The sequence below is a fragment of the Lysinibacillus sp. C5.1 genome (assembly GCF_016350185.1).
GTDB lineage: Bacteria > Bacillota > Bacilli > Bacillales_A > Planococcaceae > Lysinibacillus > Lysinibacillus sphaericus.
In genome coordinates, this window is sequence record NZ_CP066226.1 from 3999842 (window position 1) to 4026131 (window position 26290).

25 protein-coding genes are annotated in these 26290 nt (G+C 38.1%); 10 read left to right on the forward strand and 15 right to left on the reverse strand.

Annotated elements, in window-relative coordinates:
• Window positions 1-178: 178 nt before the first annotated feature.
• The 7 genes from I5435_RS19725 to mutY form a co-directional block, all read right to left on the reverse strand.
• Entirely contained in the window at window positions 179-1795 is a 1617-nt protein-coding gene (locus tag I5435_RS19725) for an ABC transporter substrate-binding protein (RefSeq protein ID WP_337982846.1), read from the reverse strand.
• A 31-nt stretch (window positions 1796-1826) separates the two neighbouring features.
• Entirely contained in the window at window positions 1827-2807 is a 981-nt protein-coding gene (locus I5435_RS19730; RefSeq protein ID WP_025220606.1) for an ABC transporter ATP-binding protein, read from the reverse strand.
• On the reverse strand, window positions 2782-3795 hold the full coding sequence (locus I5435_RS19735) for an ABC transporter ATP-binding protein (protein WP_231785152.1): 1014 nt from the start codon (window positions 3793-3795) through the stop codon (window positions 2782-2784). The genes I5435_RS19730 and I5435_RS19735 overlap by 26 nt, the downstream gene beginning before the upstream one ends.
• Before the next feature lie 325 nt (window positions 3796-4120).
• On the reverse strand, window positions 4121-5845 hold the full coding sequence (locus I5435_RS19740; protein ID WP_443136949.1) for an ABC transporter ATP-binding protein: 1725 nt from the start codon (window positions 5843-5845) through the stop codon (window positions 4121-4123).
• A gap of 249 nt (window positions 5846-6094) precedes the next feature.
• On the reverse strand, window positions 6095-6646 hold the full coding sequence (gene ntdP, locus I5435_RS19745; RefSeq protein WP_024364550.1) for a nucleoside tri-diphosphate phosphatase: 552 nt from the start codon (window positions 6644-6646) through the stop codon (window positions 6095-6097).
• Window positions 6647-6942: 296 nt separating this feature from the next.
• Window positions 6943-7119: a gamma-type small acid-soluble spore protein gene (locus I5435_RS19750; protein WP_080653394.1), complete on the reverse strand. Its 177-nt coding sequence runs from the start codon at window positions 7117-7119 to the stop codon at window positions 6943-6945.
• An 80-nt stretch (window positions 7120-7199) separates the two neighbouring features.
• A complete protein-coding gene (gene mutY / locus I5435_RS19755) occupies window positions 7200-8231 on the reverse strand; it encodes an A/G-specific adenine glycosylase (RefSeq protein ID WP_337982848.1) in 1032 nt (343 codons plus the stop codon).
• A gap of 234 nt (window positions 8232-8465) precedes the next feature.
• On the opposite strand from mutY, the gene I5435_RS19760 reads away from it, so the two are divergent.
• Complete coding sequence (locus I5435_RS19760) at window positions 8466-9452, forward strand: metal-dependent hydrolase (protein WP_024364548.1); 987 nt, start codon at window positions 8466-8468, stop codon at window positions 9450-9452.
• Between the two features lie 87 nt (window positions 9453-9539).
• Here the strand turns inward: I5435_RS19760 and I5435_RS19765 are convergent, their stop codons facing one another.
• The 3 genes from I5435_RS19765 to recX are packed head-to-tail and all read right to left on the reverse strand — an operon-like array spanning window position 9540 to window position 10939.
• A complete protein-coding gene (locus I5435_RS19765) occupies window positions 9540-9809 on the reverse strand; it encodes a YfhJ family protein (protein ID WP_024364547.1) in 270 nt (89 codons plus the stop codon).
• Complete coding sequence (locus tag I5435_RS19770; RefSeq protein ID WP_024364546.1) at window positions 9810-10139, reverse strand: YfhH family protein; 330 nt, start codon at window positions 10137-10139, stop codon at window positions 9810-9812.
• Window positions 10136-10939, reverse strand: a complete 804-nt coding sequence (gene recX, locus I5435_RS19775) for a recombination regulator RecX (protein WP_337982849.1) — start codon at window positions 10937-10939, stop codon at window positions 10136-10138. The genes I5435_RS19770 and recX overlap by 4 nt, the downstream gene beginning before the upstream one ends.
• Before the next feature lie 100 nt (window positions 10940-11039).
• On the opposite strand from recX, the gene I5435_RS19780 reads away from it, so the two are divergent.
• From I5435_RS19780 to I5435_RS19800, 5 genes are all read left to right on the forward strand, one after another.
• A complete protein-coding gene (locus I5435_RS19780) occupies window positions 11040-11936 on the forward strand; it encodes a TIGR01777 family oxidoreductase (RefSeq protein WP_024364544.1) in 897 nt (298 codons plus the stop codon).
• Between the two features lie 84 nt (window positions 11937-12020).
• Window positions 12021-12839 carry a polysaccharide deacetylase family protein gene (locus I5435_RS19785; protein WP_029747431.1) on the forward strand — a complete coding sequence of 273 codons (819 nt, stop codon included), beginning with the start codon at window positions 12021-12023 and terminating at the stop codon, window positions 12837-12839.
• Window positions 12840-12911: 72 nt separating this feature from the next.
• A complete protein-coding gene (rlmD, locus tag I5435_RS19790; protein WP_024364543.1) occupies window positions 12912-14300 on the forward strand; it encodes a 23S rRNA (uracil(1939)-C(5))-methyltransferase RlmD in 1389 nt (462 codons plus the stop codon).
• A gap of 157 nt (window positions 14301-14457) precedes the next feature.
• Complete coding sequence (locus I5435_RS19795) at window positions 14458-15144, forward strand: Crp/Fnr family transcriptional regulator (protein WP_024364542.1); 687 nt, start codon at window positions 14458-14460, stop codon at window positions 15142-15144.
• Between the two features lie 130 nt (window positions 15145-15274).
• A complete protein-coding gene (locus I5435_RS19800) occupies window positions 15275-15934 on the forward strand; it encodes a peroxiredoxin-like family protein (RefSeq protein WP_024364541.1) in 660 nt (219 codons plus the stop codon).
• 518 nt (window positions 15935-16452) lie between these two features.
• Here the strand turns inward: I5435_RS19800 and I5435_RS19805 are convergent.
• Window positions 16453-16842, reverse strand: a complete 390-nt coding sequence (locus tag I5435_RS19805; RefSeq protein WP_337982850.1) for a hypothetical protein — start codon at window positions 16840-16842, stop codon at window positions 16453-16455.
• A 451-nt stretch (window positions 16843-17293) separates the two neighbouring features.
• Window positions 17294-18475: an MFS transporter gene (locus I5435_RS19810; protein ID WP_108031144.1), complete on the reverse strand. Its 1182-nt coding sequence runs from the start codon at window positions 18473-18475 to the stop codon at window positions 17294-17296.
• Between the two features lie 365 nt (window positions 18476-18840).
• On the opposite strand from I5435_RS19810, the gene I5435_RS19815 reads away from it, so the two are divergent.
• Window positions 18841-19026, forward strand: a complete 186-nt coding sequence (locus I5435_RS19815) for an SE1561 family protein (RefSeq protein ID WP_024364537.1) — start codon at window positions 18841-18843, stop codon at window positions 19024-19026.
• 44 nt (window positions 19027-19070) lie between these two features.
• Here I5435_RS19815 and I5435_RS19820 read toward each other — a convergent pair whose 3' ends face one another.
• Entirely contained in the window at window positions 19071-19871 is an 801-nt protein-coding gene (locus I5435_RS19820; protein WP_108031114.1) for a YwqG family protein, read from the reverse strand.
• A gap of 220 nt (window positions 19872-20091) precedes the next feature.
• On the opposite strand from I5435_RS19820, the gene I5435_RS19825 reads away from it, so the two are divergent.
• Both I5435_RS19825 and I5435_RS19830 read left to right on the forward strand, forming a co-directional pair.
• A complete protein-coding gene (locus I5435_RS19825; protein WP_024364535.1) occupies window positions 20092-21627 on the forward strand; it encodes a fumarate hydratase in 1536 nt (511 codons plus the stop codon).
• Window positions 21628-21983: 356 nt separating this feature from the next.
• On the forward strand, window positions 21984-23888 hold the full coding sequence (locus I5435_RS19830; protein ID WP_337982851.1) for a heavy metal translocating P-type ATPase: 1905 nt from the start codon (window positions 21984-21986) through the stop codon (window positions 23886-23888).
• 664 nt (window positions 23889-24552) lie between these two features.
• On the opposite strand, the gene I5435_RS19835 is transcribed toward I5435_RS19830, so the two are convergent.
• Both I5435_RS19835 and I5435_RS19840 read right to left on the reverse strand, forming a co-directional pair.
• Entirely contained in the window at window positions 24553-25476 is a 924-nt protein-coding gene (locus tag I5435_RS19835; protein WP_024364533.1) for a YihY/virulence factor BrkB family protein, read from the reverse strand.
• A 24-nt stretch (window positions 25477-25500) separates the two neighbouring features.
• Window positions 25501-25827: a YtxH domain-containing protein gene (locus I5435_RS19840; protein ID WP_024364532.1), complete on the reverse strand. Its 327-nt coding sequence runs from the start codon at window positions 25825-25827 to the stop codon at window positions 25501-25503.
• A 180-nt stretch (window positions 25828-26007) separates the two neighbouring features.
• Between I5435_RS19840 and I5435_RS19845 the strand changes: the two genes are divergently transcribed.
• Complete coding sequence (locus I5435_RS19845; RefSeq protein WP_024364531.1) at window positions 26008-26229, forward strand: DUF1128 domain-containing protein; 222 nt, start codon at window positions 26008-26010, stop codon at window positions 26227-26229.
• Window positions 26230-26290 lie beyond the last annotated feature (61 nt).

Genomic DNA, 26290 nt, shown 5'->3' on the forward strand with positions numbered 1-26290 from the left:
TGTAGAAAGGGACAGCTTTCAACAAACGATAGACGTTTAGATGGTTTGTCTGTCAGACAGAAAAACGGGTTGCGACAAACATAGTCACAACCCGTTTTTACAACTCTAGACAAAGTCCAAAGCTGTAAAAATCTTGTTACGTCACTATGAGTAGCGACAATTTTTATTTCTTTATTGTTTAATTCATATCTACTGCTTCTAAACGATCAGAACCTGTTGGATGTGCAAAGTAATTTGTCACTTTTGTACTTGCAGCTAAGATAGGAATAGAGTGTGCTAGTGGAACCCAAGGTGCATCCTCAGAAATAATTACTTGCGCTTGTTTGTAAAGCTCATTACGTTTGTCTTCATTCACTTCTGTTTGTGCAGCAACTAATAATTTGTGTAACTCAGGGTTGTCGTAGAATGTGTAGTTGTTTGAACCGATATTATCAGCGTCTAATAATGTGTAAATAAAGTTATCAGCATCGCCGTTATCACCTGTCCAACCAAGTAAGAACGCATCCGCTTCACCATTTTGAGCTTTTTCTAAATACGTAGCCCATTCGAATGAGACGATTTTAGATGGAATTCCGACATCAGCTAAATTCTTTTGAATCGCTTCTGCAATTTTTTGACCATCTGGCATATACGGACGTGGTACTGGCATTGCCCATAGCTCAATTTCTTTACCGTCATAGCCTGCTTCTTTTAGCAATGCTTTTGCTTTTTCAGGGTCATAAGCATAGCCTGTAATATCATCATTGTAGCCAGCAATAACTGGTGGCATTGGATTTTTAGCAGGCTCAGCTAAACCTTCGTAGAACGCATCTACTAACGCTTGCTTATCAATGGCATAGTTCACAGCTTGACGAACTTTAACGTTATCGAAAGGTGGACGTGTTACTGTTAATCCAAGGTAGCCTACGTTCATAGATGGACGTTCGATTAATTGTAGATCGCCATTTGTTTCAATCGATCCTTTATCTGATGGGCTTAAGCCATCTACTACATCTACTTCACCATTATTTAGTGCATTTAAGCGTGCTGAATTATCAGGGATAGAACGGAAAATTACTTTATCTAATTTTGGTAACCCTGCAATACGATAATCAGTATTTTTCTCAATTGTAATAGAATCATTACGTGTCCAATTTACAAATTTGAATGGACCTGTTCCAACTGGTTTATCAATTAGTGCATCGTCATTCGCTTCAAATGCTTTTGGAGAAGCAATGGCAAATGGCGACATCGCTAAATTTTTCAAGAATGGTGCTTGTGGTTGTTTCAACTTAAAGACAACTGTATAATCGCCTTCTGGTGTAATGGATTCAATGATTTGCTCCCCGCCCATCGTAAATTGAGACATAAAGTATGGGAACTTATCTGCACCAGCTTTCCAGCGCTCAAAGTTTTTTGCAACCGCTTCTGCATTAAAATCTGAACCGTCGTGGAACTTTACACCTTCTTCAAGCTGGAATGTGTAAGTTAAGCCATCTTCTGAAGCTTTCCATGATTTTGCTAAACCAGGCTTTAAAGTAACATCTTGTTCTCCAAAATTAATAAGTGTTTCATAGATATTCACTGTTACTTTAAAAGATTCACCTTCTGTTACTGTTGCAGGGTCAAGAGCTGTGGAGTCGCCACCTCGACCATATACTAATGTTTTTTCACCGCTGCTAGCTGAATCTCCGCCAGTTGACGTATCCTTCGAACCTGTACCCTTGCCATCAGAGCCAGAACTACACGCAGCTAAGATTGTCGAGAGAACAAGGATTAGCATTACGCCCAAAGACCAAAGCTTCTTTTTCTTCATCTATTTTCCCCCTAAAACTTTTTTATATCATTCAATGTTGAATCGCATCATAAAGATGACAAGCAACATAATGACCCGGCTTCACTTCTTGCATGTTCGGTACAACGCTTGAGCATTGTGCCTTCTTAAACGGACACCTTGTATGGAATGCACAACCACTCGGCGGATTGGATGCACTCGGAATATCTCCAGATATAATAAGCTGCTCACGTTCAAAAGTTGGATCAGGCACAGGAACAGAAGATAATAATGCCTGCGTATATGGGTGGAGCGGCTCTGCATATAAATTTTCACTTGCGGTCAACTCTACTAATTTGCCTAAATACATAACCCCAACACGATTACTAATATGGCGTACAACACCTAAGTCATGTGAGATAAAAATATAGGTAAGCTTTAGTTCCTTTTGCAAAGATTGCATTAGGTTTAAAACTTGAGCCTGAATTGATACATCTAACGCAGAAACAGGTTCGTCCGCAATAATTAAACGCGGGTTGGTCATCAGCGCTCGCGCAATGCCAATGCGTTGTCTCTGTCCTCCACTAAATTGATGAGGATAGCGTTTTACATGATATTCATTTAAGCCAACAATTTTAAGCAGCTCAATTACTTTCTGCTTGCGTTCTTTTGAATTGCCCATTCCATGCACAATGAGTGGCTCCTCTAAAATCTTGCCAATCGAATGGCGTGGATTAAGTGAAGCATAGGGGTCTTGGAAAATCATTTGGATATCCCTTCGTGCTTTCCGCATTTCACTATTCGATAAGGAAGAAAGCATTTTGCCACCGAATTCAATGTTCCCTGCGGTCGGTTCGAGCAAGCGCATTAAAAGGCGACCTGTCGTTGACTTACCACATCCTGATTCGCCCACAATACCTAATGTTTCCCCTTCGAATACTTCAAAGGATACATTGTCCACAGCTTTTACATCGCCAACTTGCGTATTCAAGAATCCTTTGCGAATTGGAAAGTATTTTTTTAACCCTTCAACTTTCAATAGCACTTTCGACATATTGAATCACCTCCTGTTCTTCCAGTAAAAAGCACCTTGCTCTATGTTGCTCTGTCTCTTCATATAAAGGTGGTGTTTGTTGTAGGCAACGTTCCATTGCAAATTCACAGCGTGCTGCAAAACGACAGCCATCTTTTATCGTGCCTGGCCTAGGTACACTGCCAGGTATTGAGTAAAGGCTATCTTTTTTGTAACGCATATCTGGTACAGATTTAATAAGTCCTTGTGTATAAGGATGCTTAGGATTTTTAAAAATATCTTGAATAGGTGCTTCTTCAACAATTTGCCCTGCGTACATAACAATAACGCGTTCGCAAGTTTCTGCTACGACCCCTAAATCGTGCGTAATTAATAAGACAGCCGTATTCATACGCTTGTTCAAATCTTTCATCAGTTGCAAAATTTGTGCCTGAATCGTCACATCGAGGGCAGTCGTCGGCTCATCGGCAATCAGCACCTTCGGGTCACAGACCAATGCCATGGCAATCATCACTCGTTGGCGCATCCCTCCAGATAGTTGATGAGGATAATCTTTCAGTAGTTCCTCTACACGTGGTAATCCTACTAGTTTCATAATTTCTACCGCCCGCGCAAAAGCCTTCTTTTTCGACCACTTGGGATTATGGATTAAAATTGCTTCTTTTAATTGCTCGCCAATTGTAAATAAAGGATTTAAGGAAGTCATAGGCTCTTGAAAAATCATCGCCACATCCTTACCACGTACTCTTTGCATTTGCTTATCCGTTAATTTCGCTAAATTTTTGCCTTCAAACAGTACTTGTCCACCAGTAATTTTTCCTGGTGGTGAAGGGATCAATCCCATAATGGACAAAGATGTGACACTTTTCCCACTACCCGATTCCCCTACAATCCCTAAAATTTCTCCTTCATGGACTGAAAAATCAATATCATCAACGGCAGGAATCTGTCCATCATCTGTGAAAAACGTTGTTTGTAACCCTTTTACTTCTAACAGCTTTTTTCGCATGTTCAACCGCCCCACCTCACCAATATTTTCAAAAAATACAATTTTATTGAATATTATATACTAACTATCACTAAATTCTCTATTTTCAGATAATTCTAACTAAAATATTTCTCTCTTTCAATCATTATTATTCTGCAAATTACATATATTTTCTACATTTTTCTTCCCCTCCTCCAAAAACTTCTGTTAAATCGATAAATTTCCACAAAAAAAGCCTTCCATTTTATTAACAATGGAAGGCTTTTTTTGTGCCAGGCACGCAAATAATTTGGGACTTAAAACCCCCTACGGTGCAAATCATCGGCATTCGTATATTGTGTGATACTTAATCTAAATGTTGTACTTGGAATAAATTATAGTAAGTGCCTTGCTTCTTCATTAGTTGTTCATGATTACCTTCTTCTATTAATTGTCCATGCTCAATAACAAAAATATTATCAGCATGTGTAATGGTTGAAAGTCGGTGCGCTATAATAATCGTTGTGCGATCATGCACAAGGGCATCTAATGATTCTTGAATAAGTGCTTCACTTTCCAAATCTAGCGCTGATGTCGCTTCATCTAAAATTAAAATCGGTGGGTTTTTTAAAAATACACGGGCAATGGCCACTCGTTGCTTTTGACCACCTGATAATTTTACGCCTCGCTCTCCTACCTTTGTGTTATAACCATTTGGTAAGTTCATAATAAAGTCATGTGCATTAGCTGCTTTTGCAGCCGCCATTACTTCCTCATCAGACGCACCTGGTTTCCCCATCAAAATATTTTCCTTAACTGAATCACTAAAGAGAATATTATCTTGAAGCACAATACCAATTTGTGAGCGCAATGAATGGATTGTGACATCTTTAACATTATGTCCATCTACAAAAACCGCTCCAGCTGTCGCATCATAAAAACGGGGGATTAAACTAATAATAGTAGATTTCCCACCACCACTCATTCCTACAAATGCAACCGTCTCCCCTGGTTTTATGGTAAAGTTCATATTTTTTAAAATTGGCGAACCATCCACTTCATATTGAAAGGCTACATTTTCAAATCGTACTTCACCTGTAGCTCGCGGTAATGGAAGGGCATTTTCCTTGTTTTTTACCTCATAAGGCTCATCCATTAGTTCAAACATACGATCCATCGAAGCGATAGATTGTGTTAACGTTGTGGATGAACTTACTAAACGACGAAGCGGTCCATAGAGTCGCTCAATATAAGCGATAAAAGCAACCATTGTTCCAAGCGATAATGAGCCATTAATCACTTGATAGCCGGCATAAGCAATAACAAGCAATGGTGCCACGTCCGTAATTGTATTGACTACTGCAAAGGACTTGGCATTCCATCTCGTATGTTCTAGCGCTTTTTCAAAAAACTCGCCATTGGCTTCATCGAATAGTTGTTGTTCATGCTTTTCTAGCGTAAAGCTTTTAATAATACTCATCCCAGCCACTCGCTCATGTAAATAACTTTGCACACCTGCAAGTGCCTGTGAACGGTTACGTGTTAAAGTTCGTAGTTTACCAAAGAAGAACTTTACACTAATTGCATAGAATGGGAATGCAATTAGTGCAACAAGCGTTAGTTTGACATCCATTGCTAGCATAATACCGACCGCAATGACAATTGTTGCAAAATCAAGCCAAACATTCATTAAACCAGTCATAACAAAGTTTTTCGTTTGTTCCACATCGTTAATAACACGTGAAATGACCTCGCCAGCTCTTGTATTTGCGTAATACTTCAGGCTTAGTCGCTGTAGATGGGCATAAATTTCTTTTCGGATATCAAAAAGTACCTTATTACTCACATGCTGTGCAAAGTATTGACGGTAGTATTCTATTGGTGGTCGTATCACGAAAAATACAATAATTGTTCCACCTAGCCAATAAAACAATTCCTTTGTTTTTTCTGTATCCGTTAAATCATCAGCACCAATAATATCATCAAGTACTATTTTTATAAGCAATGGAATAAATAACGGAATCGCAAATTTCACAATACCAATGAATACGGTTAAAAGTATTTCCCATGTGTATGGTTTTACAAAACGCATATAACGCTTTACGCTACCCAATTATCTTCACTTCCTTATTTGAAAGCCATTTCTGCTTAAATGGCTTTCTATACATTCAAAAAGAAACAGACATTCAATATTGAATGCCCTTACGTATTATAGCAATATTTAGCATGAAGTACAGTTAGTAAAACTTTTGTGCTAACTATTTTTCACTTTCATTGAAGCCTCTCTTTATAAAATACCCTTTACATGAAAAAAAACACCCATTAGTTAAACTAATAGGTGTTACTGACAATCATCTGCTTGCATATCGAGCTGAAACTTATAGCGATTCGTCCATGCATCGATAAAATCAGGTGCAAAAGGCCCTCTTTTTTGTTGTATCCAGCTAATTAATTTTTCGACATTGCGCTTTAAAATTTTATCGATTACATCTGGGTAAGACATTTCCTGTCGATGTTGTTCATATTCATCTTCATCTAAAAGGGTATACGACATATCCGGAAAAACCTTAATATCTAAATCGTAGTCAATATATTTAATGGCATTATTATCGAAAACAAATGGTGAGCTTAGATTACAATAATAATACACACCGTCCTCACGCAGCATGCAGATGATGTTGAACCAGTGCTCCGCATGGAAATAACAAATAGAAGGCTCTCTCGTTAGCCACGTACGACCATCGGATTCTGTCACAAGTGTTCGTTCATTCGCACCGATTATAATGTTTTTCGTTCCTTTTAAAACCATTGTTTCTTGCCAAACACGGTGGATGCGGCCGTTGTGCTTATAACTATGTATTTGTATCGTTTCTCCTTCTACCGGTATTGCCATTTTTGAAGCCCACCTTTTCGTCTATGCTACCTAAATCTAGCAGTCTCTAGTATATTATAGCAATCTGTACGCGAAAGGTGTAGTTGAAAACTACAAATTTCACTGTGTCATGTTATTTATGTACAAATTTTCGTAAATTAATAGCAATTTCCATCATAACAAAAACCTCAGGAATTTTTTATCTTTCTATGTAATACGTGTCACAAGATATAGAAAAGGGCTGTCCTTTTCATCTTTTCGATTGTTAGACAGCCCCTTAGAAGGTAAATGCAATTATGCAGTTACAAAGTGAGAGATTACTCGCTCGCGTTTTGGTTATTCTTAGCGTATTTGCCTGAAGCTTGAGCTTTATTCTGCTCAGCTTTAGCATTTTGCTTTTGCACTTCGTTGAAGTCTGTTTCATAACCAAACTCTTCACTTTGGCGTTGCATGTTTTTATTTGCTTGTTGGTTGTTGTTTTGATTTTTCTTCATCAGTCATTCACCTCCACGCTAATTATTGTGTACAGAGGTGATTACTTTTATGCTCTTAATTTTTTAAATTTTCATTTCCACTATTTAATCGCTTGCCATATCTTCAGCATAGGTACAGGCATCGGTAATAATTCTATTTGCTCACGTGTCAGCCATTCACCCTTCTCAGCTGTTTTACACTTCATATAATAAGCATTCACATGCCAAGTTAAATGAGAGAAGATATGCTTAAATGTTAAAATTGGCTGGTGTGCTTGGACATTTAATTCATGATGGTGAGCACATTTTATCAAAGAATCATCTTCTTGTTCCACCATTGGAAACTGCCACATATTCGCGAGTAATCCTTCTTCTGGACGCTGTTCCATCAATATCCGTCCATCTTCATCCTCACAAACAAAGACATCATATGAAATATGCTTCATCTTTACTTTTTTAGATTTAATAGGCAGATTTTCGGGTTCACCCTCGTTAAAAGCTGTACAGTATTCTCGGACGGGACATAATAAACACTTTGGTGAAGTTGGGGAACAAATAAGCGCCCCAAGTTCCATTAAGCCTTGATTAAAAGAAGATGCATTTTCAGAATCAATTAGTTCTTCAACAGCCGCTTCAAAAATCTTCTTCGTTTTTGGAAGTGCAATATCATCATGGATATTAAGGACACGACTTAAAACACGCATAACATTACCATCAACTGCATGCTCGGGCTTATTATAGGCAATACTTAATATAGCTCCTGCAGTATAAGGACCAATTCCTTTTAGTTTTGAAATTTCATGCCGGTTATCAGGTACAATTCCCCCGTAACTTTCTAATACCTCACGCACACCTGCTTGTAAATTCCGTGCTCGTGAGTAATAACCGAGGCCTTCCCAATGCTTTAATAAATATTCCTGTGGTGCCTCTGCTAATAATTCTAGCGTTGGAAAGCTTTCCATAAAGCGATTATAATAAGGAATTACTGTGTCAACTCGTGTTTGCTGTAGCATGACCTCAGACACCCAAATTTTATAAGGGTCCTTTGTATGCCTCCATGGTAAATCTCGTTTTTCTTTTTCGAACCATTCGACTAAAGATTGTCGAAATTCTGTTACATATGGATAATTCACAGTGACCTCCCGTGTTTTTACGATTTAATTTATGATAAAAAGGGTATACAATTAAGAAAAGCTAATTCGCATAATATGACAAAAACGTATTTTTAATACGGTATCATTTACCGTATTATGTGAATGAATACTTAGCGATAGAAAGGTAAACTGTATAAAGCAATACGATACCAATATTGAAATATACATGTATGCATTGTACGCCTTTTTCACGCATGCTAGGAGTGGATAATTTTGGATTCAGGTACACATTTCGTTATGGGCATAGCACTCGGAGGTCTCGCTTTAGCTGACCCAGTAGTTGCAAATCATTCAATGACCTTTACCGCCGTTATGGCTGGTACCATTATCGGCTCACAAGCACCTGATGTTGATACGGTCTTAAAGCTTCGCAATAATGCGATTTATATTCGACATCATCGCGGTATCACCCATTCAATTCCAGCTGTAGTCATCTGGCCAATTTTAATTACAATCGTGCTATCACTAATTATTCAAGACGCGAATGTGTTGCATTTATGGCTTTGGACATTTCTTGCAGTAGCCATTCACGTTTTCGTTGATATTTTTAATGCATATGGAACACAGGCCATTCGTCCATTCTCTAGAAAATGGGTTGCACTTGGTGTTATTAATACATTCGATCCGATAATATTCACTCTCCATTGCCTTGGTATATTACTATGGGCATTTGGGGCAAATCCAGTTTGGACATTTAGCGTCATGTATGGCATTATTATCGTCTATTATATTTTACGATTTGCTGTGCAAAAAGCGGTTAAAAGAGCCGTTCATAATACCATACAGGATGAAGATTATGTTATTGTAGCTCCTACAATGCGATTTTTTCACTGGCGCATCGCTGCAAAATCTAAAACGCATTACTATGTTGGCCGTGCGTATGGGCGAACAGTTAATATTTACGATAAATTTGAAATCAAACCATTACCGAAAACACCGACTGTTGAAGCTGCTATGAAAGACCCGAATCTCGATGCCTTTGTGTCATTCTCACCATTATATCGATGGGAAATTTCAGAGCTTGAAAACGGCTTAACAGAAGTAAGGTTAATTGATCTTCGTTACCGTAGTGACAATCGCTATCCTTTCGTTGCAGTCGCTCATTTAAACGATGCCGATGAAATCATTACCTCTTACACTGGTTGGATTTTCACCGAAGATAAACTTCAGAAGAAATTACAAATTGGCGCTAGCAATTAAAGAGTCTACACAAAGCTAATAAAGCCGGGGTATCCTACTAAGGAACACCGGCTTTATTTTTCTTTTTTAACCTATTCCGTTTTCGATTTATTGTACGATATCGTCACTTGTATCCAGTAAATGAGCGTATTTAGGATTGCGCCCTGCAAATAGATGAAGCTTATCACCATAGCTAACGATTAATTGGCGCACTAACGTTTCAGTATAGTCAGCTCCTCGGTAATTGTAGCCCGCTTTGGCAGACGAGGATTCAAAATCACTCCAAAGAAGCTCCACCCAAACTCGCGCACGACCTACAGACATTTCAGGGTTTTTTGCCAGTAATTCTGTTGTTAGTTTGTCAATTTTTTCTTGCATTTACTTGCCCACCTTTATTGGTGATAATATAGAAACAGGTAATGCTTCCTGATACTTATCGCCGCCAAGACGATGCCCCCAAGCAAATCGTCCTTTTAAATAATCCACTTGGAAAAAGTTGTTATCAGAGCCATCAATGCGGTACATTTCCCCTGGAACAATCGTATCTAAATCGACTAAATAAGCTGCTGCCATTAAAGCTTTACGTTCGTAAACTGCAAATTCATTGAGTATGCCTAGTTGTTCCGCTTTGCGAGCCTTTTCTTTAAGCTTAGCTACTTCTTCACGTAATTCATGCTCTGTCATTGCAGCATAGTTTTTGTCATTCATTCTTCATTCTCCTTCTCTTCAATAAAACGATCTATAATTTCTACAGGAAATCCCTTTTGATAAAGCGCCTGCTTCGTTTTCATTTTTAATTCATAACCAGTATACTTCGCGGCATACTTTTTCCAAACTTTTTCGCCTTGTGCATCAAGCAATGCCTGCCATTCATCTTCTGCTTGTTCGATTTCTATCTGTCCGAGTACTTCATCTACAATAGTAAATGAATACCCTTTTCGCATTAAAAAATCTTGAATTTTGGCCTTTATTTGCGATGGTGTTTTCTTTTTTTCAGAACGAATTACTTTTTCAGCAAGCTGTGTGGCAAGCTTTACTTGTTCCTCATGGCTAAATGTTTCCAGTACTTCATCTTGCAAACTTTTATCGATTCCCTTTTTCATAAGATCTTGTCGAATAGCTCGCGGGCCTTTTTTCATGGTAGCTTTTTTGGTGTTTAGCAATGCTTTTGAATAAGATTCATCATTTAAAAAGCCATATGATTTTAACTTTTGGATAGCTTCTAATATGACTGCTTCGCCGAACTCTAGTGAGCTTAACTTTTTCTTCACCTCATGCTCACTTCGCATTTGATAGGATAAATAATTCAGCCCTTTATTAAACGCCTTACGAATTTCATCTTCATAGGCAATTTCCTGAATATCAAAATCTTCGAGTACCTTCCCTTTTGTCAAACCAAATTGTATGAGAATTGCCTCATCTACTGGGAAAGCGTATTCCTCGTTCAAATATATATTATAACGTTCTGGATTGTTTTTTTGACGTGCAATTTTTGTAATAACACGCATATGAAACCACTCCTTTGCCTAAACATTATAACATCTTTTTCTTTTTTTCTATCTTTGTGTATAGTTGAGTTACATCTATTTGGAAAAAGGAGGGGTTCTTATGAAAATCGTTATTGCGGGCGGTACTGGTTTTGTCGGGAAAGCGCTAACCAAATTGTTACAAGAGCAAGGCCATGAACTATTTGTCTTGTCACGCAGCAATTCTAAATACGAAAATGGCATTCATTATGTCCAATGGCTACAAGATGGCGCACGACCAGAAAAAGAATTAGACAATATTGATGCATTCGTTAATTTGGCTGGTGTATCACTAAATGACGGCCGTTGGACAAAAAAACAAAAGAAGGCGATTTATACGAGTCGGATGGATGCTACATTAGAAATCGTTCGGATTATAGAGGAACTAGATAAAACGCCTGAAGTACTTGTAAATGCCAGTGCAGTTGGCATTTATCCACCTTCCATAGCGACAACCTATAGTGAAAATTTTAAGGATTATGCAACTGATTTTTTAGGATGGACCGTTCATGATTGGGAACGCCATGCTTTGCGAGCTGAAAAACTAGGCGTTCGTGTAGCACTCGCACGCTTTGGCGTTATTTTAGGTCGTGACAATGGCGCGTTGCCTTCCATGCTATTGCCTTATAAATTGCATATAGGCGGAACGATTGGTTCGGGTGAGCAATGGCTATCATGGGTCCATATCGAGGATGTGGCACGTGCCCTTTATTTTGCAATTACAAATGCGTCCATCAGCGGACCATTTAATGTCACAGCTCCTTATGCTACACGCATGAAGGAATTCGGACAAACTATCGCACAGGTAATGAATCGCCGTCATTGGTTGCCAGTCCCGAGTTTTGCCATGCGTTTAGCTCTTGGCGAACAAAGTATGCTTGTCTTAGAAGGCCAGCATGTATTACCAACAGTTTTACAAGCGCACAACTTCGAATTTCAATTCCCACATTTACAAGAAGCACTTGAAAATTTATTATAAAATCCGTGTGCAAAGTGCGACTTGAAGTAGGATAAATTTTAAAAAGTAACGCATCCTAAACGAAAAGGAAAGGATGCGTTTTTTATGTGGAAACAACATATTGTAGGTGCGGTAATTGCTACATTTATTATTGCCGCAGCAATTAGCTTTAATCCATACTTTGCTTCAGGCTCAGATGAATATCATTGGGGCATTAAAAAAGCACAGAATGGCGAACCAGCACAAGCAGGAGCACAACTTGACAAGCTACTCGACCAATATGGAGCAATTTATAAAGGAAAACCCGATAAAAAAGTTGTTTACTTAACATTCGATAATGGATACGAAAATGGCTTTACTGAAAGTATATTGGATACGTTAGAAAAAGAAAAAGCGCCAGCAACTTTCTTCTTAACCGGTCATTATTTAGAAAGTGCTAGTGACCTTGTTAAACGTATGGTACAAGATGGTCATACTATCGGCAACCATTCCTATGGTCATCCCAATATGGCTAGGTTAACGAGAGATGGTATGCGTGCAGAATGGCGTAAATTTGATGGGAAATTACGTGAATTAACCGGTATTGACCGTACAACATATGCCCGCCCACCAGAAGGCATTTTTAATGCGAAGTTGTTGGAAGTCGGCAATGCTGAAGGCTACCGTCATATTTTCTGGTCTGTCGCTTTTAAAGATTGGCTAAAGGATGAACGTCGTGGAGCAGATTATGCGTATAATGCATTGATGGAACAACTTCACCCTGGTGCAGTCATTTTAATGCATACCGTAGCGCAAGATAATGCAGAAGCACTTCCTTTATTTATTGCCGAAGCGAAAAAGCAAGGCTATACATTTTTATCGCTCGATGATTTAGTATTGGAGTATGAAGATTTCCCTGTCACTATGCAATCGTCCACTCCTTAGTTATAATGGGGAGATGATATCAGCATGTTATCAGTAACTACGTGCTGTACAAAGTTAAAGGACGTGGATCGCTTGACGCAACAAACAACGATGGAAGTGGGACAAAAATTCCCATTAACGATAAAGAGACTTGGTATTAATGGGGAAGGCGTGGGCTTTTATAAACGCAACGTTGTCTTCGTAAAAGGCGCTATACCAGGAGAAGAAATTACTGCCCAAGTCACAAAAACACAACGAAATTTCGCAGAGGCTGACATACTGGCGATTCGTAAAGCATCGCCGTATCGTCAGGAAGCACCTTGCCCTGTTTACAATGAATGCGGCGGTTGTCAACTTCAACATATGACATATGAAAAACAACTTCTTGAAAAACGCGATATTGTGATGCAAGCTTTAGAACGCTATGCTAAGCCGTTAGCTGCATCTGTAGAAGTTCGCCATACACTGGGTATGGATAACCCATGGCATTATCGCAATAAAAGCCAGTTCCAAGTACGCAAAGAAGGCAAACGTGTTTATGCAGGTCTTTTTACTGAAGGCAGCAACAAGCTACTGAATATTAATGATTGTCTTGTACAACATCCAATCACATCGAAAATTACAGTAGCAACACGTAAAATTTTACAAAAATTAAATATTACAATTTACGATGGTCGTACGCTCGATGGTTTAGTGCGTACGATTGTTGTACGTACGGGGATTCGTACAGGTGAAACGCAAGTCGTGCTTGTAACGACACGCAAAGAAATCCCCCACCTTGCTGAGCTTATAACACGCATTAAAAAAATCGACCCAAGTATTGTATCAATTGCACAAAATATTAATCGTGAAAAAACTTCACTAATTTTCGGTGATGAAACGATTGTACTAGACGGCAAGGAAACAATTCATGAGGAACTTGGGGAATTAGCATTTGACCTTTCGGCTCGCGCGTTCTTTCAATTGAATCCAACGCAAACCGTACATTTATACAATGAAATTAAAAAAGCAGCGGCATTAACAGGTAAAGAAACGGTTGTTGATGCTTACTGTGGTGTAGGAACAATTGGTTTATGGCTAGCTGATCAAGCAAAAGAAGTTCGTGGTATGGATGTTATTCCAGAAAGCATTCAAGATGCTCGAACTAATGCACGCAAGCATGGTTTTAAACATACGAAATACGCGGTGGGCACTGCCGAAAGTGTTTTAGCGAAATGGCGCAAAGAAGGCTTTACGCCGGATGTGATTACTGTCGATCCGCCGCGCACAGGCCTTGCTCCAGAATTTATTCGCACTGTTCTAAAACTAAAGCCAAAACGTTTTGTCTATACTTCTTGTAACCCCTCTACACTGGCTAAAGATTTACAGGAATTATCAAAACTTTATGATGTGGAATATATTCAGCCCGTTGACATGTTCGCACAAACTGCCCAAGTGGAGTGCGTTTGCTCCTTGGTTCTTAAAGCGGAACATCGAAAATGATATACTTTTAAAATTTTGTTGATCTTGATTAAGCGTAGTCTACATTTTGTAGACTGCGTTTTTTTACAGTTCTGCTTAAGCTGAGGTACTGTCACGATTGTCGATTGATTTCATGTGTTATAGTCTTGTAGAGCCCATGCAATTATAAGGAGGAAAAATGGATAACATTCAATACTTATCGCAATTTAATCTGCTTAATTCGCTCTCGATGGAAGATTTAATAGAAATGGAACAATTAACATTAATAACGACTTTTCCGAAAAACACTTTTATTCAAACACCAGAAACTTTTTCGGAGGGGCTTTACTTTGTTAAAAAGGGGAAGTTGCGCCTGTATAAGGTAAATGCTCAAGGTAAGCAATTTACTTCGGATATACTCAACGAAGGTAATGTATTTGGAGAAATGGATATCATATCATTTGGTACCCGAGAGAATTTTATTGAAACGATAGAGGAAAGCCATATATGTTTGATGAATAAGGAAAGATTTGAAAATTTTTTAATTCAGCGGCCTCAATTTATGATGACATTGTTAAAAGTACTTAGTAATCGAGTTATCGGTATGAGTCAGTTAACGCAAAATCTAGCTCTTGGGAAACTACATGACAAAGTTTTATATGCGCTTATTAAACTATCTGATCAGTTTGGACTTACGGGTGATAATGAGTATTACAAAATAGATTTTCCTCTTTCGCATCAAGAAATCGCCAATTTAGTTGGTGCAACTAGAGAAGCTGTAACTGTGGTTTTACAAGAACTTGTTAAAGAAGAAGTCATTAAGACAGGATTTAAAACAATCTATATCCATCGGAAAGCTTTTGGAGAGAAACATTTCTTAGACTGAAAAATGCTGGAGCGTATCAAGTAGCAAAGAGATTTTCAAAATGAGTTGTAAACAACATTACATCTTCCTTCTAGAAAAAGATGTATCGTATAACTACATACAAAATATAATACGATACGGAGATGACATAATGGAAAACACGCCATTTCAAAAATTGCAAAGAGATTTAGAAATAGCAGCTACACATATGGAAAAGGTGCTCCCAAAGGAAGTGCTGGATGCATTCGAAAAATCGATTCAGGATTTACGTACATCTGATTCCGGTAGGGGTTTAAGAGCTGGAGTCAAAGCGCCTGACTTCACTTTAGTGGATTCTACAGGTCAAAAGATAACTTTGTCTGAAGAACTTTTGAAAGGGCCTGTTGTTCTGATATTTTACCGCGGTACATGGTGTCCATTCTGTAACCTTGAGTTGAAAGCATACCAGCGAATGAATGATGACATTAAGGCAATTGGGGGCCAATTGATTGCAGTTAGCCCTCAAACTCCAAACTATTCTGCATCTGTACAAGAAAAGAACGAATTAAATTTTCATGTTTTAAGCGACTTGCACAATAAAACAGCAGAACAATATAATCTTAAATTTAAATTACCTGAATATGTATATCCTATCTACAGATCGCTTGATATTTCACTCGAAACATTTAATGGTGATCATTCTTGGGAACTTCCAGTACCAGCTACTTATGTAATTGATAAAGCAGGCATTATCCGTTTTGCTAGCGCCGAAGCAGACTATAAAAAACGCATAGAACCTAGTAAGGTGATGCATATTCTCCAGTCACTTTAGCAGCATCTTCGAATTAAAAAATTATGATGAGATAGAAAACAGTCTCTCAGTTAGCCACATTCGTTTGGAATAACGAGGAGTTTCCAGCGTTAATATTACTATAGATTGGACGTTTTTATCATAGCTTAAATCTATGTTGTAAAAACATGCAAGTTGCGTGTATTGCAAAGCTTGCGTTAAGAAAATAAACAGTTAGAGCGTCTCAAAGTTTTTTGAGATGCTCTTTTATTTTAAATAAGAAAAAGAGCTTCTTGTGCAGAATTCAAGTCTCCCCCAAAGAATCAACTCTCCTTTCCCGTATACAAAAAATGATTTCACTCCTTAAAACTACAACTTCAGAAGGTAGGTGTAGACTGCCTCTTGTATAGATAATCTCTCCTCTAGGTTCCTAATCCTCTTCAGAAATCAACGCTGGAAAGAAACTTATCATGCAGTTTTCCTAGATTGTCGTATTTTTTACTCTCTACTATGTAAAATATCAAAATTGTTAGCATTATTTTTACTTTTAGAGTTTCTTTTTATTTTAACAAGGTAAAAAAACCACTATCTTTTAAAGCATAATGCTCAGTCTCTTTATTACATTCAAAAGAATATGCAATAGCATTTTCATGATCAAACTCTAAATAAAATTTTAAGCTCTCAAAATTACACAATATAATGCTAAAGGTTTCAACACTTCCAAAATCTTTATTTTGTTTATATATTTCTATGGATTTTTCTAACGATTCTCTTAATATAGCCCTAGCTGTTTCTGTAAGTTCTTCTTTGTTAAAAGATTTAATCGTCCTTTGAGAATCATCTAATAAATCCATTATCTCACTGTCATTTAAAAGGTCTGAGTTACGCATAATTTTCAGGGGAATCTCCTCCTTATTCTTAATTAAATCTTTTAACCATAATACCACCAATTACTAGTTAATTCTTGTTACTATTATCAATTCTCCCCCTATTCCACACTCGCTTCCGCAAAATCACTTCCTGCATCCGCGGGTATTCACTCTGCTTTCGCGGGTATTTCACTTCACTCCGCGGGTATTCACTCTAATTTCGCGGATATTTCGCTCCACTTCGCGGGTACTCCACACCATTTCGCGGGTATCACTATTGATCAAATGGATTCTCCCCCATTATGCGGGAATTCCATTTAATTCCTTATATATCTATCAACTATCTCATTGCTTTTATAATAGCTTATCTGTATAATATATTGTTAGGTGCCAAACCTACGTGGCATGGACTTAAACATCCGTGTCACACCGAAAAACGCCATTACAGCACGGATTTGCTGGGCGTTTTTTGTTTTATGAGCGGGAGATGAGCCCCGCTCTTTTATTTTTGCATATAAAAGCGACCATGACATTAAACCGTCACTGGTCGCTTATTTTTATGTTTCCCGAATACAAGTAAAACGATTGCCACAGTTAGTAAGAGCAACGACACAAGTAAAAGGAAGCTATAATTTTTTACAAACTCTAAATAAACCCCGCCTAAAAACGGTCCTGTTAAACTACCGATACTTAAGGCAATTCCACAAAGTAAGTTGCCAGTCGGTAACAGTTCTTTCGGCGTTAAATCCGCCATGTAAGTAATTCCAAGAGAAAACATCGAACCGACCAATGTACCTGCGAAGAAAAATACGATTGCTACCGCTAATGGTGAATGCTCTAAAAAACTAGCCACACTAAAAAGGATAGCTCCCCCAAATGCTCCAGTCATCAAGATGTTTCGCCGTCCAATTTTATCGCCCAGTGCGCCAAGAGGAACTTGCGTTAAAATACCTCCAAAAGTAAAGACTGATAAAATAATGGGAATGATATCAACATCAAAGCCTTTACGCAAGGCGTATACTGGAAATAAAGCATTTAACGACGATTCTAAAAAACCGTAAACAAAAGGGCCTAAAAATGCAATCCACCCAAATACAATAGCCACCTTATAGCGCTTCCATCCTCTTGCATTCATATCACCAGTTAGACGCTCTGGCTTCTCGTTGCGTAATAAAAATACAAATGACCATGCAAATAAGCACATAATCGACGACACAATAAAAGGCAATGGTTCAGCAATCTGTATAAGCTTTACCATCAATGGCCCTACCGCAAAGCCCGTACTAAAAGACAAACCATAAATAGCCATACCTTTACCTAAACTTTTATGATCGGCTGTGCTTGTAATCCATGTTTGAGTTGCATAATGTAGCGCATGATCGCCTACACCTATCAGCAAACGCAACACGAACCAAAATGTAACACTTTTCCATAAAGGAAATACAAGGAGTGAGACAAATACAAGTGCACCACCTATTAAAATAATTGGTTTGTAGCCCCATCTTCGTAAAGGTTGTTCGATAAACGGTGAGATTAATAAAGTTCCTATGTATAGACCTGTCGCATTTAAACCATTTAATGCAGAGGATACACCGTCACGTTCAAAAATAATAGAAATAAGTGGCAGTAGCATTCCTTGTGAAAATCCTGATATAGATACAATTAACACTAGGATTGCAAACCTTTTTTTGCTGTAATCTGAGAAGTAAGTCATTTTTTCCTCCAACATCAAGTCATCTTCCACATAACAGCATACCAAAAAGCCTTAGCGCTCACCACATGTGATTTTACGCTAAGGCTTAACTAACACTTATCTCCATTCAATTGTATAAACACGATTTTCGGCTTTTTATTTGCCGATTACTTGTTTAAACTCCCTCCTTTTCGAGTTAGAGTTCACCGTTTAGTACCATCAGCTCCTTTACTATTTCTTAAAACAACTTTAACATACAACATCAATATTGTAAATATTCTGTCTATTAATTTTTCAAAATAATCTCTAAGTCCTAGGTGTTTACCTAAGCATTGAAATTTAGTCCTAAATCAGCTACGATGTAAGGGACGAAATGAGGTGTATGTATGTCAAAGCCAATCACTGATAAAGAGCAACAAGTAACTTACTTAAAAGAACGTCTTGAAATGTTTTTAGAAGTATTAGATGCCATCGACCCAGAAACGACTGAATTACAGGATATTGATCGTCTAATTCAAATGATGGATGATTTAGAAGAGAAAATGGAGCAATTCAACGCTCGTGAACAATAATGACACGCAAAAGCAAGCGAGCAAATAATTTGCCCGCTTGCTTTTTAATGACAATCCCAATTATAAACAACCTGACTAAAATCTTTATTTTTAAGCTCTTCTTCTGTAATAAAGAAATTGCCAACACCGCAATCTCCCCACAGTATATGATCTCCTTCACTATCTATTTGCAATAACAACGTTGTTGAATCGTTATAATCGCCATAAGCTCTAGGATCATCCTGTGTAAAGAAAGGGTATCCCCCTATTTTATGCCCAGCTCCAGATAATACATCATACAATACATCTGCTAATTCTTCGTTTTCTTCAATAACCGCTAAGAGACTTGTGTACTTTTCCTCGCTTCGAAAATCACCCATTGATAAAGGTTCAAATTTTGCTTTAAAGCTTAATGCCAGTTCTTTCTCTACAGGAAAATACATTTCTTCATCCTCATTTTCGATAAATGAGAAGTCTTGCACAAGTTGCGATTCATCATCGATGATTGTATCGTGGAAAATAACGCGAAAACCCGCTTGATTTTTCCCATTATCGAAATCCATCCCTAAGACATCATCATAACCATCAATATAGAACTGCAATATCCCCTGCTCTGGTAAATGAGGCACGTGCTTAGGAACATCCGCAAAATTAATTTGTGCTAAAAGCTTTAATGGTTGTTGTTCCTCATTTTTAGGATATTCCATAGTCAGTGGAAAATATGGATTCCCTGCTAATTTACTTGCAAATAAAGTCGTTTCCTTTTCATGCGCTTCCATTACAACAACAGGACTCATTGTTCCTTCTATTATATTTCGATATGGTTCAACTTCCTTTGGTAACTTCAACGAATTTGTTTCTGACATGAAATATCCTCCTTGAATTAAAGTTAATTCCATTATAGAACAAATGTTCCCGATAAGCAATTACTCTCTTTAAACATTTAATGGCAAATTACGAAACATTAGAATTCTATAGTTATTCGCTAATTCCTACTACAATTACATGCACTCTTTTTTTCATTAGTGGAAAAGAGTATAATGGTTCGTGGAAATAATTAAATTTTCTATGGGGGGCAATACCAAAATGAATCTTCAAACTTTGGAGAAAAGTCTATATGATTTAATTACAGAAACGTCAACAAACTTACCAAAAGACGTACGTCGTGCCATTAAAAAAGCGAAAGAAGCTGAAAATGCAGGCACTCGTGCAGCAATGAGTTTGGAAACAATCTCTAATAATATTATTATGGCAGAAGACAATGTATCACCAATCTGCCAAGATACTGGTCTACCAACATTTAAAATCTACACTCCTGTAGGTGTAAACCAATTAGAGATTAAAGAAGCAATCAAAAAAGCAATTAACGATACAACAGCCGATGCAAAATTACGTCCAAATGCTGTTGATTCTTTAACTGGCGCAAACAGTGGCAACAACCTTGGTGATGGACTACCAGTTATGAAATTCGAGCAATGGGAAAAAGACTATATTACGATTAAATTAATTCTTAAAGGTGGCGGCTGTGAAAATAAAAACATCCAATACAGCTTACCATGTGAGTTAGAAGGTCTTGGTCGTGCTGGTCGTGACTTAGACGGTATCCGTAAATGTATTCTACACTCTGTATATCAAGCTCAAGGTCAAGGCTGTTCTGCAGGCTTCATCGGCGTAGGTATCGGTGGCGACCGCTCTTCTGGTTATGATTTAGCAAAAGAGCAATTATTCCGTCATGTGGAAGATACGAATGCAAATCCTGATCTTGCAAAATTAGAAGAATATGTTGTAAAAACTGCTAACACTTTCGGTATTGGAACAATGGGCTTCGGCGGTGAAGCAACTTTACTTGGTTGTAAAATTGGCGTTATGCACCGTATTCCTGCATCATTCTACGTATCAGTAGCCTATAACTGCTGGGCTTACCGTCGTATGGCAGTTGATATTAATCCAGAAACTGGCGAAATCATTAACTGGCACTATCAAGAAGGCGAAAAAATTACATTTAAAGATGAAGTTGCTGCAACAACAGAAGAGACTTCTACAAATGTTGTAGAACTAACTGCACCTATTACAGAAGAACAAATTCGTTCACTTAAAGTAGGTGACGTTGTATCTATTACTGGTCGTATGTACACTGGTCGCGATGCAATTCACCATCACTTAATGAGTCATGATGCACCAGTTGATCTGAACGGACAAGTTATTTATCACTGTGGCCCTGTAATGGCTAAAGATGAAGAAGGTAACTGGACAGTGAAAGCTGCTGGTCCAACTACTTCTATCCGTGAGGAGCCATATCAAGGCGATATCATGAAAAAATTTGGTATCCGTGCTGTAATTGGTAAAGGCGGTATGGGTCCAAAAACACTTGCTGCTTTAGGTGAACACGGTGGGGTTTACTTAAATGCAATCGGTGGTGCTGCTCAATACTACGCAGACTGCATTAAAGGTGTAGATGGTGTAGACTTAATGGAATTCGGTATTCCAGAAGCTATGTGGCATTTAAACGTTGAAGGGTTCACAGCTGTAGTAACAATGGACTCTCACGGTAACTCGCTTCACGCTGATGTAGATAAATCTTCTCTAGAAAAACTTGCCCTACATGCAGAAAGAGTTTTCTAAGCCAATAGCATATTTTTAACGAAAAGATTTACCTTTAACGAACACAAAATATAAAGGCACAGAATATTCCTAGTGAATATACTGTGTCTTTTTCTTCGCTATATAAACCCCTCTTTTTTCTTGAACAAGCTCACTATTTTATCAGTATATTGATTTGCAACTCCTCTAAACCAAATATTTCAAAGGACTTTTTATTCTATTTTAAATTTATTCCTTTCTTTTTCCAAACAGCTTTGTTATAATAATTCTAAATTAAGAAGGACTTGAATGAAAGTGGTTATCAACTACAGAAACGCTTGTTTTTCTTTAATTTATAAGGTTTTTGATATTGATTTTCATTATCAGGGGGGATTTAGATGGAGTACTCTAATCGAGAAAATGTTGGTTTAATTGAGAATATCAAAGTGCATGCAGAACTAATTGCTGCTATCATGGCTGGTTTATTTATTTTGCTTGCATGGCGTTTAGATACAAATGATCAAACAACGGCTTCAGTTCTTTTATATATTGTTGCTTTTTGTGTTGGAGGATTTGCAAAAGCAAAAGAAGGCATCGAAGAAACAATAAAAGAAAAAAAATTAAATGTAGAGTTACTAATGATTTTAGCTGCGATCGGCTCAGCAGCGATTGGCTATTGGACAGAGGGAGCCATCCTTATTTTTATCTTTGCTGTCAGTGGCGCTTTAGAAACATATGCAATGAACAAAAGTCATCGTGAAATTTCTGCTCTCATGAATTTACAACCTGAGGAAGCTTGGTTAGTACGTGGCGGTTTTGAACCGATGAAAGTCGCTGTCTCAACACTAAAAATTGGAGACCATTTACTGATTAAACCTGGTGAACGTGTCCCAGCGGACGGTATTATCTTTAAAGGACAGTCTTCTATCGATGAATCTGCTATTAGTGGTGAGCCATTACCGATTGCCAAATTTGAAGGTGACGAAGTATTTGCAGGGACAGTTAATTTAAATGGCGCGATTACTATGGAAATGACAAAACCGAATTCCGAAACATTATTCCAAAAAATTATTATGCTTGTGCAAAATGCTCAAAGTGAAAAATCACCTTCACAGCAATTTATCGAAAAATTTGAAGGTACTTATGTAAAATTAGTGTTACTATCTGTTGCACTTATGATGTTCCTTCCTCACTTTTTAATCGGTTGGGACTGGACGACTACGTTTTATCGAGCAATGGTACTTTTAGTAGTGGCATCTCCATGTGCACTAGTTGCATCCATTATGCCTGCCACATTAGCAGCTATTTCGAATGGCGCGAAAAACGGGATACTATTTAAAGGTGGCTTACACCTCGAACATTTAAGTGCGTTACGTGCATTAGCGGTCGATAAAACAGGAACTTTAACACAAGGTAAACCAGTCGTTACAGACTTCATCGTACGTGATGGCTTAAATCAAGAAGAAACATTAGCTATTCTTGCAGGTATTGAAGCACAGTCAAACCATCCATTAGCACAAGCGATTACTACCTATGCTAAAGCACAACACATATCTCAGTTTGCACAAGCAACGATTGAAGATATCCCTGGTTGGGGCATGAAAGGCTTTGTCAATGGAACAGAGTATCTAATAGGAAAACCAGATTTTGTTGGAAGTGAAGAAGCTAACACCTTCGCAAATAACGCATTATCAAAGCTTTCTGCTGAAGGTAAAACAGTAATCTTCATACGTGACAAAGAAGGTGTTGTCGCACTTGCTGCGTTAAAAGATACTGTTCGTGATGAAGCAAAAAAAGCTGTCGCATTGTTAAAAGAATTAGGAATTGATGTCATTATGCTGACTGGCGATAATGAGAAAACGGCTAAAGTGATCGCAAAAGAGGCAGGCGTTACTGAATATGTGGCAGAATGTCTTCCTGAAACAAAAGTGACGGAAATGAAACGCCTCCTCAATCAACATAAATACGTAGGGATGGTTGGTGACGGTATCAATGACGCACCAGCATTAGCAACAGCCACTACTGGTATTGCAATGGGAGAAGGGACAGATGTTGCCTTAGAAACAGCAGATGTCGTATTAATGAAAAATGATTTATCTAAAATTGCCTATGCGGTTCGTCTTTCTCGCAAAATGCAACGAATCGTGAAACAAAATATCTTCTTCTCTATCGGTATCATTGTTTTATTGATTGCCTCTAACTTTTTACAAGTTGTCGATTTACCACTAGGTGTTATCGGTCATGAAGGCAGTACAATTCTCGTTATTTTAAACGGCTTACGAATGCTTAATAAAAATGTATAAAAAAGGTGGTCTCAAACCGAGACCACCTTTTAAAGTGTCATCCAATTCATAAAAATGAACTATTGCCATTGATTTTCGTTACGGGTTGCTCGCTTTCCGCGGGCGTGGCTTAAGCCTCCTCCTCCACTGCGCTACGTGCGGGGTCTTAAGTCTCACGCTTGTCCCGCAGGAGTCGAGCAACCCTTCACTACAATTGCAAAGTTTGTATCTGCTAGCCTATGTGGGTGCCAGTCACTCACACAATTTTACTAAGTAAAAATCCACGTAGACCCCTGCGGGAACGCACAGAACGTAAGACGCTGGCATTCCGCGCGTTAGCGAGAGTTGCGGCTTACGTCGTGCCCGCGGAAAGCAAAGTGGATTTTTGCACTTTAAGAAGACTCCCTAGTGCCAGTCACTCACACAATTTTCTGCGATGCGTGATTAGTTGATTGGAGTGGAAGGCGCGACACTCCAGCAGGAACAGCACGAGCTGAAAATCCATTTTTGCGGCGACAGCTGCAAAAATTAGTTGAAGCCGTGCCTGCGGAAAGGGAGCGCCTGGAACGGAAATCAACGGTGTGCCCACGGAAGCATCCACTGTAGCTATATCCACGCATAGCAAAAAGTGTTAGATTGATTGCAGTCAATCTAACACTTTTTCTCTTTTGAGCTACTTTTACAGTTATTTAATAGCACCTTCCGCTTTAAGCAATGCTCTCTTTTGCATCGTGGCATTTAAGACACCACCAAAAATTAAAATCATCCCTGTAAAATACAGCCACAACATTAATATAATAACGCCACCAATACTACCATATGTAGCAGAATAGTTTCCAAAATTACTAATATAGAAAGAAAAACCATATGTCACAAGCAACCATGCGAGCGTCGAAAACATTGCGCCTGGCCAAACACCCATTAATTTCAATCGAGGTGTCGTATTCGGTACTAACCAGTAAATTGCCATCAACACTACAAAAATAAGCAACGGTGGCATCGACCAGCGAATATTGCGCCAAAGGGATTCAAACTCATCTTCAATACTAACGATTGAAAATAAAAAATGACCAATTTGCTGTCCAAAAACAGGTAATAAAAGTGCCACTGCTATTACAATTACTAAAGCTAAAGTAAATACAAGAGAGAGCCCTCGATCTATAAAGCTCACCCTATTTTCGGTATCGTACGCTTTATTTAAAGCTCTTAATAACGCATTAATTCCTTTTGACGCAGACCAAATCGTTCCAAGTACCCCAATTGATAATAGGCTGCTATTACGGTTCGTTAGCACTTCATTTAATGTACTTTCAATCAACCTGTATACTTCATCAGGCATTAAATTAACTAAAAACGAATACACTTGCGTTGTTTCTAAATTTAAATACGGCAATAGCGTTACAAGGAAAATGAGTAGGGGGAAGAAAGATAGCAAAAAGAAATAAGCAAGTTGCGCCCCAAGCGCCGATATTTCAACGCGTTGTATGCGAAGCATTAAATCTTGGATAAAGCCTTTCGATGTCATTACATCTACCATATCTTCATTTGGCGAAAAAAATGCTTTTACTTCCGCAAATGAAGAACGTATGGATGCCTTTTTCTTTTCCATTTAATTCCCTCCTTGAACTACAGCCTATTCTTTTTCTGGTGAGGTAAAGGCTGTTTTTGTATCGCTAATCATGCCTTGAATAGTGGAAGGTAATTCTTTAAATTCATCGACTTTCTCAGCTATTGTATTGACATTTTCTGATACGCTATCACAAAGTACTTTAGCTGCGATTACCTTTTCCTCAATTAAATCTTGTAGTTCATTACGATGCGATGCGTAATAGGATACTGCTTCCTTCATTTTTTTAGTAGTAGCGACCGTTTTCTCTCGTGTAGTACGATCAAACATGCTTAATGCAGCACCTACAGCAGCACCTACGACGATGGATGCTAATAATTTACTTTGTCCCATATTTTATATACCCCCTGCTTGTGTAATGTTTATTCCCTATTTTCTTATAATTAAACAGCTTACTGCCCTTATTCTACCCAATTACAGTCTATTTTTAAAGCAACGCCCAATTACAGTGTTGACATTTTTTTTATTCAATGAAATGATATTGGCTAGGATTATGAAAGGTAGGTTAATTGAATGGATTTATCTATATCGTCAAAAGAAAACGTTATTTATATGGTCGATCAAATGAAAGATAAGCTTCGCATGGTCAATGTAGATGCCATGAAATCAGAGAATTTTGATGAAGCAAATTATGAAGATTTAGTCTATCTATACGAAATGGTTATGAAACGTGACACATTTAGCCCTAGTGAAATGCAGGCTATCGTTGCTGAATTGGGCTCTTTACGCAAATAATAGCAATGCCCTATAACCTTACCTCTCTACATTAAAAAAGCTATTAGCAAGGACCTTTAAG

What these genes read in the sequence shown, in the direction of transcription:
- I5435_RS19725 (WP_337982846.1), bottom strand. Translation starts at nt 1,795, where the DNA reads ATGAAGAAAAAGAAGCTTTGGTCTTTGGGCGTAATGCTAATCCTTGTT.
- I5435_RS19730 (WP_025220606.1), bottom strand. Translation starts at nt 2,807, where the DNA reads ATGTCGAAAGTGCTATTGAAAGTTGAAGGGTTAAAAAAATACTTTCCA.
- I5435_RS19735 (WP_231785152.1), bottom strand. Translation starts at nt 3,795, where the DNA reads ATGCGAAAAAAGCTGTTAGAAGTAAAAGGGTTACAAACAACGTTTTTC.
- I5435_RS19740 (WP_443136949.1), bottom strand. Translation starts at nt 5,845, where the DNA reads ATGCGTTTTGTAAAACCATACACATGGGAAATACTTTTAACCGTATTC.
- ntdP (WP_024364550.1), bottom strand. Translation starts at nt 6,646, where the DNA reads ATGGCAATACCGGTAGAAGGAGAAACGATACAAATACATAGTTATAAG.
- I5435_RS19750 (WP_080653394.1), bottom strand. Translation starts at nt 7,119, where the DNA reads ATGAAGAAAAATCAAAACAACAACCAACAAGCAAATAAAAACATGCAA.
- I5435_RS19765 (WP_024364547.1), bottom strand. Translation starts at nt 9,809, where the DNA reads ATGCAAGAAAAAATTGACAAACTAACAACAGAATTACTGGCAAAAAAC.
- I5435_RS19770 (WP_024364546.1), bottom strand. Translation starts at nt 10,139, where the DNA reads ATGAATGACAAAAACTATGCTGCAATGACAGAGCATGAATTACGTGAA.
- recX (WP_337982849.1), bottom strand. Translation starts at nt 10,939, where the DNA reads ATGCGTGTTATTACAAAAATTGCACGTCAAAAAAACAATCCAGAACGT.
- I5435_RS19780 (WP_024364544.1), top strand. Translation starts at nt 11,040, where the DNA reads ATGAAAATCGTTATTGCGGGCGGTACTGGTTTTGTCGGGAAAGCGCTA.
- I5435_RS19785 (WP_029747431.1), top strand. Translation starts at nt 12,021, where the DNA reads ATGTGGAAACAACATATTGTAGGTGCGGTAATTGCTACATTTATTATT.
- I5435_RS19795 (WP_024364542.1), top strand. Translation starts at nt 14,458, where the DNA reads ATGGATAACATTCAATACTTATCGCAATTTAATCTGCTTAATTCGCTC.
- I5435_RS19800 (WP_024364541.1), top strand. Translation starts at nt 15,275, where the DNA reads ATGGAAAACACGCCATTTCAAAAATTGCAAAGAGATTTAGAAATAGCA.
- I5435_RS19810 (WP_108031144.1), bottom strand. Translation starts at nt 18,475, where the DNA reads ATGACTTACTTCTCAGATTACAGCAAAAAAAGGTTTGCAATCCTAGTG.
- I5435_RS19815 (WP_024364537.1), top strand. Translation starts at nt 18,841, where the DNA reads ATGTCAAAGCCAATCACTGATAAAGAGCAACAAGTAACTTACTTAAAA.
- I5435_RS19820 (WP_108031114.1), bottom strand. Translation starts at nt 19,871, where the DNA reads ATGTCAGAAACAAATTCGTTGAAGTTACCAAAGGAAGTTGAACCATAT.
- I5435_RS19825 (WP_024364535.1), top strand. Translation starts at nt 20,092, where the DNA reads ATGAATCTTCAAACTTTGGAGAAAAGTCTATATGATTTAATTACAGAA.
- I5435_RS19830 (WP_337982851.1), top strand. Translation starts at nt 21,984, where the DNA reads ATGGAGTACTCTAATCGAGAAAATGTTGGTTTAATTGAGAATATCAAA.
- I5435_RS19835 (WP_024364533.1), bottom strand. Translation starts at nt 25,476, where the DNA reads ATGGAAAAGAAAAAGGCATCCATACGTTCTTCATTTGCGGAAGTAAAA.
- I5435_RS19840 (WP_024364532.1), bottom strand. Translation starts at nt 25,827, where the DNA reads ATGGGACAAAGTAAATTATTAGCATCCATCGTCGTAGGTGCTGCTGTA.
- I5435_RS19845 (WP_024364531.1), top strand. Translation starts at nt 26,008, where the DNA reads ATGGATTTATCTATATCGTCAAAAGAAAACGTTATTTATATGGTCGAT.